The sequence below is a fragment of the Streptomyces sp. NPDC060205 genome (assembly GCF_042728395.1).
Lineage (GTDB): Bacteria > Actinomycetota > Actinomycetes > Streptomycetales > Streptomycetaceae > Streptomyces.
The window spans coordinates 1-12,277 of record NZ_JBHWZP010000282.1 but is presented as its reverse complement, the minus strand read 5'-3'; the positions used below and the strand labels follow the sequence as shown (position 1 = coordinate 12,277).

The 12,277-nt window shown below is 73.3% G+C and carries 10 protein-coding genes; 3 read left to right on the top strand and 7 right to left on the bottom strand.

Annotated features, from left to right (window positions below):
* Positions 1-38: 38 nt before the first annotated feature.
* The 3 genes from ACFWGJ_RS34275 to ACFWGJ_RS34265 all read right to left on the bottom strand — a co-directional run bounded on the left by ACFWGJ_RS34275 (position 39) and on the right by ACFWGJ_RS34265 (position 6,349).
* Positions 39-1,082 (bottom strand): lactonase family protein, encoded by a 1,044-nt coding sequence (locus ACFWGJ_RS34275; protein WP_387332406.1) that lies wholly within the window; start codon positions 1,080-1,082, stop codon positions 39-41.
* 237 nt (positions 1,083-1,319) lie between these two features.
* Complete coding sequence (locus tag ACFWGJ_RS34270) at positions 1,320-4,418, bottom strand: hypothetical protein (RefSeq protein ID WP_387332405.1); 3,099 nt, start codon at positions 4,416-4,418, stop codon at positions 1,320-1,322.
* Between the two features lie 2 nt (positions 4,419-4,420).
* Positions 4,421-6,349 (bottom strand): HSP90 family protein, encoded by a 1,929-nt coding sequence (locus ACFWGJ_RS34265; protein ID WP_387332404.1) that lies wholly within the window; start codon positions 6,347-6,349, stop codon positions 4,421-4,423.
* A gap of 29 nt (positions 6,350-6,378) precedes the next feature.
* Between ACFWGJ_RS34265 and ACFWGJ_RS34260 the strand changes: the two genes are divergently transcribed.
* Positions 6,379-6,582 (top strand): hypothetical protein, encoded by a 204-nt coding sequence (locus tag ACFWGJ_RS34260; protein ID WP_387332403.1) that lies wholly within the window; start codon positions 6,379-6,381, stop codon positions 6,580-6,582.
* Here ACFWGJ_RS34260 and ACFWGJ_RS34255 read toward each other — a convergent pair.
* Both ACFWGJ_RS34255 and ACFWGJ_RS34250 read right to left on the bottom strand, forming a co-directional pair.
* The gene (locus ACFWGJ_RS34255; RefSeq protein WP_387332401.1) at positions 6,531-7,517 is read right to left on the bottom strand and encodes a hypothetical protein; all 987 of its coding nucleotides are present in this window, start codon (positions 7,515-7,517) and stop codon (positions 6,531-6,533) included. The genes ACFWGJ_RS34260 and ACFWGJ_RS34255 overlap by 52 nt on opposite strands.
* 188 nt (positions 7,518-7,705) lie before the next feature.
* Complete coding sequence (locus tag ACFWGJ_RS34250; RefSeq protein ID WP_387332400.1) at positions 7,706-9,193, bottom strand: FUSC family protein; 1,488 nt, start codon at positions 9,191-9,193, stop codon at positions 7,706-7,708.
* 261 nt (positions 9,194-9,454) lie between these two features.
* Between ACFWGJ_RS34250 and ACFWGJ_RS34245 the strand changes: the two genes are divergently transcribed.
* A complete protein-coding gene (locus ACFWGJ_RS34245) occupies positions 9,455-9,931 on the top strand; it encodes an Lrp/AsnC family transcriptional regulator (protein ID WP_387332399.1) in 477 nt (158 codons plus the stop codon).
* A 20-nt stretch (positions 9,932-9,951) separates the two neighbouring features.
* A complete protein-coding gene (locus ACFWGJ_RS34240) occupies positions 9,952-10,641 on the top strand; it encodes an HAD family hydrolase (RefSeq protein ID WP_387332397.1) in 690 nt (229 codons plus the stop codon).
* A 207-nt stretch (positions 10,642-10,848) separates the two neighbouring features.
* On the opposite strand, the gene ACFWGJ_RS34235 is transcribed toward ACFWGJ_RS34240, so the two are convergent.
* Both ACFWGJ_RS34235 and ACFWGJ_RS34230 read right to left on the bottom strand, forming a co-directional pair.
* Positions 10,849-11,421, bottom strand: coding sequence for a TetR/AcrR family transcriptional regulator (locus ACFWGJ_RS34235; RefSeq protein WP_387332395.1), 573 nt, complete (start codon positions 11,419-11,421; stop codon positions 10,849-10,851).
* A gap of 68 nt (positions 11,422-11,489) precedes the next feature.
* Positions 11,490-12,191 (bottom strand): SDR family oxidoreductase, encoded by a 702-nt coding sequence (locus tag ACFWGJ_RS34230; protein WP_384799322.1) that lies wholly within the window; start codon positions 12,189-12,191, stop codon positions 11,490-11,492.
* Between the last annotated feature and the right edge of the window lie 86 nt (positions 12,192-12,277).

Genomic DNA, 12,277 nt, shown 5'->3' with positions numbered 1-12,277 from the left:
GCCGTGGGGAGCCCTTCGGCGGCCTCCCGGCGCAGCGGTCAGTCGAGCACCACGCAGGACGCCGCCGGGGCCTTGACGGACCCGCCACGCCGCGGGATGCCCGTGTCCGGGTCCACCGGGAACCACGCGACATGCCCCGACCGCTCGTTGGCCACGTACAGGAAGCGGCCTGTCGGGTCCAGGGCGAGGGCGCGCGGCCAGGTGCCGCCGCAGGGGACCGTGGCGACCAGTTCCAGGCCCTCGTCGGGCGTGCCGGGCACGAGTACGGAGATCACGTCCTGGCCGCGCGTGGCGGTCCACACGAAGCGGCCGTCGGGCGACACGACGATGCCGGACGGGTAGGCGTCGCCGTCCGGGAGACCGGCCAGCACGGAGGTCTCCGCCACCGGCTTGAGGGCGCCCTTGACGGCGTCCCAGCGGCAGGCGGTGACGGTCGGCGAGAGTTCGTTGAGGACGTACGCACGTGCGCCGTCCGGATGGAACGCCAGGTGGCGGGGCCCTGAACCGGGCCGCAGCGCGATCTCCCGGTGCAGCGCGAGCGTGCCGTCGCGCAGCGCGCACACCCGGACCGAGTCGGTGCCGAGGTCGACGCTCACCGCCCACCGGCGGCTCGGATCGGGCTGGACGTGGTGGGCGTGCGGGCCCTGCTGGCGCTGGGTGTGCGGTCCCGCGCCCTCGTGCTGCAGCACTCCGGAGACGGCGCCGAGGCTCCCGTCGTGGCGCAGGGGCAGCGCGCTGACGCTGCCGGAGCCGTAGTTGGCGGTCAGCACGTGGCCGTCGAAGAGGCTCAGATGCGTGGGCCCGCTGCCGCCGACCCGCGTCAACGGGCCGGCCAGGGACGGCTCGTCGCCCTTCACCCGGTAGGCGGCGACCGCGCCCTGGGTCGTCTCGCTCACCGCGTAGAGCATGTCCCCGCCGGGCGACAGGGCCAGGTACGAGGGGTCGGCGACGCTGTTCACGGCGTTCAGCAGCGTCAGCGCGCCGGTGTCCCCGTCCACGGCGGCGGTGAGCACGCCCAGCCCTCCCGCCGCCGTGAAGGAGCCGATGTACGCCCGTCGCTGCCGTCCGCCGCCGTCCGTCACTGCGTCCCCTCTCGGTGCCACGTCATTGCCACGCCCTTCTCAGGTTCCCGTCGGGTCCCTGGGGGCGACGGTAGCAGCGAATGGCCTAGACCAAACGGCTGGACCGGGCGGAACCCCGGGCGTCTCACCGCGCCCGGGCGCCCGCCTCCGGACGGCGCATGCACGCGGGATGCCGGTCCACCGTGTCGTAGGTGCGGGGGAACACCGGCGTGGCGCGCCCGGCTCTGCTCCCCCGCGTCACTCCTCGTCCCTCAGCCGGGACACCAGGGAGCGCAGTGGTTCGGTCAGGTCGGGGTGGCCCGCTGTCGCCAGGTGGGTGACGGCCGCTTCGATGCGGGTGAGGGCGGGAGCGGGGCGTTCCAGGTAGATGCCTTCCACCGCTCCCGCCAGGCGGACGCTCTCGGCCCATTCCTCGGCCCACTCCTCGACACGGATCCGCTCCGGAGCCGGGTCGCCCAGCAGCGTGAGGGTCCTGTTCAGAGCGGTCAGGGAGTCCTCGTACGCGCCGGCGTAGGCGTTGACACGACCGTGTTCGTAGGACAGGGCGGTGTCCAGGGAGCGGCCGTGTGCCTCGTACCCGGCGGTGCGGGCCTCGTCGGCGACCCGGCCGGCGGTGGCGAGCAGGGCGAGGGCGTCGGCCAGACCGTCGGCGCCCTGCCGCTGCGCCTGGAGCCGGGCCAGTTCGCGCAGGCAGTTGCTGATCTGCTCGTAGCGCGGGGCCCGGGCATGGGCTGCGAGTGCCTGGTGCACCACCTCGCGGGCCCGGCCGAACTCGCCGGACTCGCCGAGGAGTACGGCCGTCTCCGCCGCGATCATGGCGTGGCTCCCCGGGTCGTCGTCCCAGCCCGCCGACTCGGCGGCGAGGGCGGCGAACTCCGCGGTGGCCGCCTTGAGGTCCTCCCCCGCGTGCAACGCCCGGGCGCGGGTCAGCCGCAGCTGTGCCACGAGCCGGTCGTCCAGTTCCCCGGAGGTGGCGTCCGGTTCGGCCAGCAGGGAGTCGAGCAGCGCGATGCAGTCCTCGACGCGGCCCAGGTCGAGGCTGAGCTGGGCCGCGTTGCCGTAGGTGCAGAACGCGTCCGTCCGGTTGCCGTGGCGCAGGTCCGCCTCGGCGGCGAGCGTCAGATGCCGCAGGGCCTCGTCCGGGCGGCCCAGGTGCATGCAGGCCTCGGCCAGATCGGCGTGGAGGCGGCTGGTGCCGACCGCGTCGGCCGGCCAGTCCGCGGCCAGGCGCAGGCCTTCGGAGAGGTCCGCGTAGGCGGTCTGCGCGTCCCGCAGGCCGAGTTGCAGCCGGCCCCGCAGACCGAGTGTGCGGGGCAGGTGCCAGGCGGGCCCCTGCGCCTTCAGCCGGTCGCGCAGGGCGTCGATCTCGGCGACCGCGGCGGGCAGGTCGCCGGAGAGGGCGTGGGTGCTGGCCCGCAGCAGCAGGGCGCTGGAGATCTGCCCGGTCAGGTCGTGCCGGACGGCGAACGCGTGCAGCAGGTCGGCCTCGGCGAAGACGGGCGCGGCATGCTCCTCGCTGCGCGAGGTCTGCAGCCGCAGGCCCAGCGCGGTCGCCCGCATCCGCAGCAGGCGGGCCTCCTGGTAGGGAGCGAGGCCGGGGGTCTCCTCGTGGAGACGGACCATGGCGGCGTGGGCGGCGGTCAGCGCGGCGGCCTTCGCCCCGTCCGCGCCGGCGGTCGGCGTGCCTGTCGCATCTGGCGTGCCTGTCGTGTCTGTCCTGCCTGTCGTGTCGGTGGCTGTCGTGTCGGTGGCTGTCGCGTCGGCCGGTGGCGCGTCGGCGTCCCGCGCGTGCGGCGCGGGGATCTCGGCGGTGGCGAGCAGGGCGGAGGCACGGGCGAGCGCCGCGTGACCGGGTGCGCCGGCGTCCTCGTACAGACCCGCGGCCTCCTCGTGGAGGCCGGCGGCGTCGGCGAACTCGTCCCTCTCGCCCGCCCGGTTCCCCTCCTCGGCCAGCAGGTCCGCGCGCAGCCGTACGAGCGGTCCCACGGCCGGGTCGTCGGGGTGAACGTAACCACGGGCCGTGGCGAGCGTTCGCAGCCGGGCCCAGCAGGCCTGTGCGTCCGGGTGCCCCTGCTCGTCCAACTCCCTTGCCCGCGCAATGAGTTCGGGCAGGGACTCGGGGACGGCGGTGGTCGCGCGGGCGGCGGATGCGGCGGCGGGTGCGGCGACCTGTTCGGCCGGGGCCAGGTCGTCCAGGCCGCGGGGGCGCAGGGTGAGTTCCAGCGAGTCCAGGAGCGGGGCGCGGTCGAGCCGGGCCCTGCGGCGGTCGGCGTGAGCCGTGGTTCCGTTGCGGGTGTCGAAACGGGCCGCGAGGTCGTCGGCGCGGCCCTTCACCTCGGCGCGCAGGCCCGCCACCGTCCACGTACGGCCCGCGTACCCGGTGGTGGGCAGTGCGTCGTGGCCGAGGAGTCCGACGCGCTGGAGGAGGACCTCCACGCCGGTGAGGAAGTCGAGCTGGTCCAGCGGCGATTCGACCTCGTCGAAGAGGTTGCGGTTCTCGGACAGCAGTTCCAGTCCGCGTGCCTCGTTGCCCGTCAGCGCGCAGAACTCCAGGTGCCGGCCGACCTCTCCGGCCATCGACGGGTTGCGGCGGCAGCCGCGGTAGCCGGCGAGATGCAGTTCGCGTGCCCGGTCGGCGCTGCCGGTGCCGCCCCTGGTACCGCCGGTGCGCAGCAGGGGCAGCAGCGCGTACGACAGGGAGCGGGCCGGTTCCTCCTGACAGGACTCCTTGCCGGCCAGGACGGGCTCCCAGGCGCGCAGCGCCCGCTCGTCGTCGCCCGCCGCGAGGTGGTGGAGGGCGCGCTCGCAGATCTCGCAGGCCTCGCAGTCGCTGAGCTGGGTGCGGGTGCGGGCCGCCCACAACTCGTAGGCGGAGGTGGTGTCCTCGCCCGTGTGCGCGGCGAGCTGGTACGCCTGTCCGTAGTAGGGCTGAAGGCCGAGTCCGGCCTTCTCGTAGCGGTCGCGCATCTCCTGCTGCCACTGGCGCAGGGCGGTCAGCGGTATCTCGGGGAGTGCGCGCAGGGCGTTCGCCACCCACTTGAACCGCCAGAACAGCAGGTGCCGCAGGCGTTCGTCGAAGACGTCGGGCTGCTCGTCGAAGACGGTGAGGAGCCGGGCGAAGACGACGGGCGACTTCCTGGGTTCGGAGCCGTAGGTGTACGCCTCCTGGAGTTCGAGGAGCGCGTGCACGAGCGTGACGGGATCGTCGAACCGCTCGGCGGCGTCGACGAGTTCCTCGGCCGTGACGGTGCGGGTGCGGCCGTAGGGGCGCCGGTCGTTCTCCTGGAGCGCCTGGCGCAGCTCGTCCGTGTTCTGCGGGTGGGGTGCGGTGGGCATCGTCAGCTGTCCTTGCGGAGGGCGTGGGCGAGCAGGTCGAGGAACGAGCGGTTGATGAGGCTCGATTCGGCGGGCCTCAGCGGGCGCCGGGACAGCATCGCGGCCTGTCCGTACAGTGCTTCGGCGCTGGTGCGGGCCAGTTCGGGTTCGCCGATGGTCACGGCGGTGCGCACCAGTGGGTTGAGCTGGTTGAGGATCAGCTGGGCGCGTGGGGCCTCCTGGCGCAGGGCGCCGAGGATGTCGCCCCACAGGCCGCCCTCCTGCTCGCGGGCGAGCTGGGAGCGGGTGCGCTCGTGCCGGGCCTCGCGGCTGTCGACGAGGAGGGCGGGGGCGGAGGCCGGGTGGAAGGTACGCAGCGCGACGTCGCAGTCGAAGACCGCGAGGGCGTCGCGGGCCTGGGCGAGGTAGGCCGCGGCGGCGAGTTCCGTCTCCCGGTCGACGGGGTCGAGATGAGCGGTGAGGGTCTCCGGGTCGAGGTCGGCGACACTGGCCTCGGGCCTGATCTCGGGCAGCCGGTGGACCAGTTCGCGGTCGTAGGTGTAGCCGCCGTTGACGACGCCGAGTCCGGCGGCCGAGGCGATCGCGGCGACCTGCCGGAACTCCTCCACGCTCGCCGTCACGAGCACGGTGCGGTGGGTGCGCGCGAACTCGTCGAGGGTGGTGTGCCCGTCGGTGGTCTCGAACGGCAGCCAGGGCAGCAGCATCCGCAGGATCTCGTCGTCGTGCACCGCGAGGGACTTCACGGCCAGGTGGTGGGCGTGGAGGAAGCGGGCGAGGAGGTCCGGGTCGCTGGCGGCGGCCCGGGCGATCCAGGCGCGCAGCCGTTCGGCGAGGGCGTCGCGGACGGCGGCGAGCGTGTCGTCCTCGTACAGGGACTCACGGGAGGCCGTCGGCCGCAGGTTCTCGGCGTCGACGACGCAGCGGACGAAGAACGCCCACTCGGGCAGGATCTCGTCTGCCTGTTCGGACAGCAGCATGCCCTTGACGTGCACGCGGTGGCCGTTGCGGCGTCCGGCGGGCACCGTCTCGGGCAGCACGCACGCGATGCCCTTGAGGCCCACGGCCGGCAGGTCCAGCTCGATGGTGTCGAGCGGCGTGAAGCCGAAGACCTTCTTGCCGTACGCGGCCAGGGCGCGGGAGCGGGCTCCCGGTGTGGGGTACGTGCGGGCCCAGGGCGCGGGCTCGGGGTTGACGGCGACGCCCTGGCCGTTGCCCTCGGTGTCGCCCGTGCCACCGCCCCTGCCGTCGTCGAAGGTCACCGGGTGGCGCAGCAGGGAGCCGAACTGCCGTGCCAGCGCGTGCACTTGGGCCGGGCCGGTCCATTCGCGCGCGTCGGCGCGCGGCGTGAGCGTGACGGTGGTGCCGGGCCGGGGGCAGGCGGTGGCGGGCAGGGTGCGCACGGTGTAGCTGCCGTCGCCGCGTCCGCGCCATTCGACGGCGGGTGCGTCGGGGGTACGGGCGGAGCGGCTCAGGACGTGGATCTCGTCGGCGACCAGGAAGCAGGAGAGCAGACCGATGCCGAACTGGCCGATGAAGTCGCCGCGTTGCTCGGTGATCTTCCCCCAGCCCCGGACGGGTTCGTCGGAGGAGACCGAGGAGTCGGAGGCGGCCTCCAGGGCGCGCTTGCTGCTGCGGCCGATGGTGGCGAGGAAGGTGTGCACGTCGGCCTCGGTGAGACCGACGCCGTCGTCCTCGACGCGTACCACCGAACCGTTCGCGTACAGGCGGATACCGAAGGCGTCGGCGGGCGCGGGCTGTTCGAGGGCGTGCCGGGCGGTCAGCGCGTCCACCGCGTTCTGCAGGAGTTCGCGCAGGTAGACGCGGGGGCTGGAGTAGAGGTGGTGGGAGAGGAGGTCGACGAGGCCGCGCAGATCCACCTGGAAGGTGCGGGCGGCGCCGGCCGGGTTCGATGCGGTGTCGGGCAGAGTCATCGGGCGGTCCGGGGTGGGAGGGGCAGCAGATGCCGGAGCGGGACGTCCTGGAGCAGGACTGGCTGGAGCGGGACGGACTGGAGCGGGAGATGCCGGAGCGGGACGTCCTGGAGCAGGACTGGCTGGAGCGGGACGGACTGGAGCGGGAGATGCCGGAGCGGGAAGCGGGGCCGGCCGGCGGTCAGGCGCGGCGGTGGTGGCGGGCGAACTGCTTCTCGGGCTCCGCGAAGTAGGTCCAGGGCCACTTGGTGTACGCGCCGTCCAGCGTCCGGAAGACCCGTTTGACCGTGTGGCGTTCACCGGCCAGCGACAGGGCCATGGCGAACATGCTGTAGTCGTGCTGCCAGCCCGGGCGCCGCACATAGGCGGGGTGGAGGATGCTGTGGTCGGCCGCCTCCCTCAACTGCGCCTGGATCTCGGAGGTTTCGAGGTAGTCGCCGCGCTCCGACTCCACCCACTCCTCGATGTACGCCATGGCGATCACGCAGCCGAGGCGGTGCCCCTGCGGCGCGCGGGCGGCCGCTTCCTGGGCGAACGCCAGGGCCTGGCCCGGCTCGCCGCCCCAGCGGGGCTGCAGCTGCGACACCCACTCGATGTGGGTCTCCAGGTCCAGCGGGTCACGGCGCAGGGCGGCGTCGCGGCGGGTCTCGTTGACGGCGGTGCCGAGCGACATGCCCCGGCCGGAGGTGAGCAGGCGGCGCCACGGCGTGACCCAGTCGGGCCGCAGCTCGGCGGCTTCGAGCAACTGCTCCTCGGCGATGCGGAGCCGCTCGTGGAAGAGCCGCCACTGCTCCTGTGTGACGTTCACGGCCCGGTCGGCGGTGCGCGCCTCCCAGCCCCAGTCGACATGGCGCGTCCCCGATATCAGCAGGGCTGTCGCCCGGTGCTCCTTGTCCTCCTCGACGGCCCGCCCGATCCAGTCCTGTACGCCGTCGAGGTCGGCCACTTCGCCGAGGACCTGGTGGTCGCGGCCGAGGTCGAAGGGGGCCAGCGCCGCCTTGAGCGCCTCCCAGTCACCCGCGTCGGCGGCCTCGACCAGCGCGAGCACCCGCGCGTCGCCGAGCGCGCGCAGCGTGTACACACCGTTCTTCTGTCTTCGCGGGACGGGAAGGGCATGCGGATCCGCCGCCGGTCTCTCCGCCCCCTGGCCGAACAGCTTGCCGAACATGCCGCGCCCTCCCGTGGTCCCGCGTGATCTTCGGGTGCAGCATAGACGGCCCCACCGACACCGTTTCCACCGAGAATTCACCGGCTCCACACGGGAGGGACGCGTGGGCGGGGCGAGCGGGCGGGACCTGGCCCGTGGGGGGCGGGGGCGTCGTCGGGCGACAGCCCTGCAGGAGGTCGGGGGCGCCGTCAGACGGCAGTGACGGGGCGGCTGCGCAAGGGCTCGGCGAGTGCCTTCAGCGCCTGCTCCAGACCGTGCAGATGCGTCAGCGCCTGCCCACCGCCTGCGGGGTGCGCCGCGAGAGCGGGCAGTTCGATCCCGCCGTGTGCCGCGGCGGGCCCGGTCAGGGCCTCCACCGCCGCCTCCACCCGCCGGCACGCGGCGGCGAGCCGCTCGTCGTGGGAGGCGTCGGGGTCCGCGGCGACCGACGCCAGGCCACGCACCTCCAGCGCGCACCGGTCCAGCAGTTCGACGACCTGGCGGGCCCTCGCCCGGCGGGCCCGCAGCGGGGTGAGCGGATGGACCAGCGGGGCCAGCGAGAGCCGCACCCGGCCCAGCAGCGATTCCAGCTCGGCGACATGGCGGGCCGGGTCGGCGGTCGGGGACCCGGCCAGACGGGCGGCGGCCTCGGAGGTGCAGGCGTGCACGCAGTGCAGCGCGCGCTCGATCCACGCGTCGGTGGTGGCGTGCGTGGTGACCGGCAGCACCAGCAGGACGGCGAGCGCCGCACCGAGCGCCCCCGCCCCCGTCTCCAGCACCCGCAGCAGGAGCAGCCCCGGATCGAGCACCCCCAGCAGCCCGTACAGCAGGCCCGCCATCACCGTCACCGCCAGCATCATCCATGTGTAGGACACCGCGGCCGCGTAGAAGATGCCGAACACGCAGACCGCGACGAGGCCCGCCGTCGGAGCGGCGGCGCCGTCCAGCGGGACGGCGATCACCAGGCCGACGGCGATACCGATGACGGTGCCCAGGACCCTTCGGAAGCCCCGCACCAGGGTCTCGCCGCGCGAGGAGGTGTTCACGAAGATCCACCAGGCGGTGCCGACGGCCCAGTACCAGCGTTCGTGCGACAGGACCTGGCCCGCGGCGATGGCGAACGCGCAGGCGGCCGTCGCCTGGAAGGCCTGGCGGGTGGTCGGCCGGGCGAGGCCCCGGCCGGTGGGCGGCGCGGGCGCGACCGGTGCCGGAGTGCGCCGCTCGATGCACCACGCGCCGAACCGGACCGCCGAGGACGCGGCCAGCGACAGGGTCATCGCGGCGTACAGCTGGGGAAGCTGGGCCGGGACCGCGTGCAGGAACTGGGTGATGAAGAAGGTCATGAACGCGAAGATGCCGAGCGCGTGACCGCGGGGGCCCCAGCGGCGGGCGTACACCCCGCCGAGGACGACGGCCAGCCAGACGGCGTCGCGGGCGGTCGGCACCGCGTGCAGGACGGCCGCGAGGGCGAGTACGGGGAAGCCGACGGCGGGCAGCAGGGCGGTGGTGACCGCCTGGCCCCGCACGGTCGCGTCGCCGACCGTGAACAGCGCGAGCAGCGCGGTGAGACCGCCGGTGATCGAGGCGGGCAGGGAGAGCCCGGCCAGCTCCGACAGGGCCACCGCGAGACCGATGCCGAGTACCGCGCGCAGCGAGATCCGCAGCCGTAGCAGGCCCGGGTCCGGAGCCATGAACATCTTCTTCACCGTCGGCTGCCCGCCCCCGTTTCGCGTCGACGACACCTCTGAGCCTGTGACCGTGACCGCGCGGACTCGGTCACAGGCATGGGAATGGCGTCGTGGGTCCGGTCCGGCGTCCTTGCCGTCCGGCGCTGCACGACGCCATCGATACGCTCACGTTAAGCAGGAGACGGGCGGTGGCTCAACAGGCGACCGATCCACTGAGCCATTGGTACAGTCGGGAACGATCACTCCGGACCGCAGGGAGACCAACGGACCATGGCCGTGGACCAGCTCGACACCCGTATCCTCCGGCTGCTCCTGGAGCAGCCGCGCACCAGCGTGCGGGAGTACGCGCGCGTCCTCGGGGTGGCCCGCGGCACGCTGCAGGCGCGACTCGACCGGCTGGAGCGGGACGGTGTGATCACCGGGACGGCCCCCTCGCTCTCCCCCGCCGCGCTCGGGCACCCGGTGCTCGCGTTCGTGCACATCGAGGTCACCCAGGGGCATCTCGACGACGTGGGGGACGCGCTGGCCGCCGTACCGGAGATCATCGAGGCGTTCTCGATCACCGGTGGCGGGGATCTGCTGACGCGGGTCGTGGCGCGGGACAACGGGCACCTCGAAGACGTGATCCAGGCGCTGATCAGCCTGCCGGGCGTCGTGCGTACGCGGACGGAGGTGGCGCTACGGGAACGGGTGCCGCAGCGGGTGCTGCCGCTCGTGGAGTCGATCGGCCGGACGGCCCGGAACTGATCCTTGGCATCCTGGACCGCATGAGCGATCTCGGCGGCATCTCGGTCATCTTCGATCTCGACGGCACGCTCGTGGACAGCGAGCCGAACTATTACGAGGCGGGCCGGCAGACACTCGCCGGGCAGGGTGTCACGGACTTCACCTGGGCCGACCACGAGCAGTACGTCGGTATCAGTACGCAGGAGACGATCGCGCTCTGGAAGGAGCGGTACGGGCTCGACGCCCCGGCCGAGGTGCTGCTCGCCGACAAGAACCGGCGGTATCTGGAACTGGCCCGTGCGTCGACCCCGGTCTACCCGCAGATGCGCGCGTTCGTGGAGCTGCTGGCCGGTGACGGGGTGCCGATGGCGGTGGCGTCGGGGTCGTCGCGGCCGGCCATCGAGGCGATCCTTGCGGGTGCCGGGCTGGACGAGCGGCTGCGGGTCGTCGTGTCGGCGGAGGAGGTCGCTCTCGGCAAGCCCGCGCCGGACGTCTTCCTGGAGGCCGCGCGGCGGCTGGGGGTCGCGCCGGGGAGGTGTGTGGTGGTGGAGGATGCGGTGCCGGGGGTTCTGGCGGCGGGGGCGGCGGGGATGCGGTGCATTGCCGTGCCGTACGTCGTGGCCCAGGGTGGGGATCCCGCGTTCGCCGCGGCGGGGCTGCTTTTCCGGGGCGGGCAGGGGGAGTTCACGGCACGGGTCGCGTACGAGTGGCTTGGCGGGTCGCCGGTGTGAGAGGGCTGCGCCGTTCCCCGCGCCCCTAAAAGATTGCGCAGTTCCCCGCGCCCCAGGAAGGACCGGCTGGTGTTCGGGTGCGGCCCGGTGGGGGCTTGTCGCGCCGTTCCCCGCGCCCCTGAAAGCGGAAAAGCTGGGGCGCAGCCCCGGTTTTCAGGGGCGCGGGGAACTGCGCGGCCCGCCCCCACCGGGCCCGCACCCGAGCGTCTAGCTCACCCCCGCCGCATCCAGCAGCGCCGCCGCCGTCGTGGTCGTCAGACCTGAAAGCGTTTCCGCTTTCGCCCCCGCCCGCGCACTCGCCCCGTCGAAGACCAGCGTGAGCTGCCGGGCCAGCAGCTCAGGATCACGCGCACCACCCCGCTCCGCGTCCACGCGGAACGCCTCGACCAGGGCCCCCTTGACCCGCAGGGCCACGACACTGGCCGGATGCCCGGGGTCCTTGAGCTCGACCAGCGCCGACAGGAACGGACACCCCCGGTAGTCGTCCTGCGCAGCCACCCGCTCCAGCTGCTCGAAGACGTACAGGATCCGCTCCCGGGGCGACCGCGGGTCCTCGGGCCCGACGTGCAGCACCCGCCCGTACTCCGGTGCGCGCCGCTCCAGGCTCGCCGCCAGCACCTCGTCCTTGCTCGCGAAGAGCTGGTACATGGAGCGCTTGGACACCCCGGCGGCCCGGCACAGCGCCTCGACGCCGAGGGAGACGCCGTCGCGGTAGAAGAGTTCCGTGGCCGCGTCGAGCAGCCGGTCCCTCGTGGATGTCTTGTCCGTGGTGGTGGCCATGGGGCGAGGCTACCTCCGTCACTCCGCCGGGAGAAACCGATCGGTCTACCGAGTCCACCGGCCGCCGGTCAGGCGACCAGCTGCGGGTACAGGACCGAGAGGTCGGCCGACAGGCCGGACTTGACCTGGCGGGTCAGATCGTCGGCGAGGACCTCGAAGGCCCCGCTCTCGATGCCGTCGAGCGCCTGCGCCGCGACGTCCACGGGTGAGGACTTGGGCGCGTCGATCGCCGCGGTCATGTCGGTGTCGACGTACCCGACGTGCAGCCCGGTGACGCTGATCCCGCGCGGGGCGAGGTCGAGTCGCAGGGAGTTGGTCTGGGACCAGAGCGCCGCCTTGGACGCGCTGTAGGAGCCGGCCAGGCCGATCCACGACAGCACGGAGTGAACGTTCAGGATGTGGCCGCCGCCGTTGCGCTCGATGACGGGGACGAACGCGCGGGCGGTGAGCAGCGGCCCGTAGAAGTTCGTCTCGAAGTCCTTGCGCACGTCGTCGACCGGCGAGTCCAGGAACGACGTGTGCATGGAGACACCGGCGTTGTTGATCAGGACGGTGATGTCGCCGGCCTGTTCCGCGGCGGCCGCGACGGAGGCGGGGTCGGTGACCTCCAGGGCCAGCGGTACGGCCCGGGTGTCCTTGACGGTCCGCGGGTCGCGGGCGGTGGCGTACACCTTCTTTGCGCCCCGCTCGAAGAGCCCTTCCACCAGCGCCTTGCCGATTCCCCTGCCACCACCGGTGACCAGGACGACGGAACCCTCGATTGCGGTCATGACTCTCTCCGAACCTCAGCGGACGCGACATGGAAACCGATCGGTTTCCCTTCCCCTTGAAGGTAAACCGATCGGTTTCACTATGC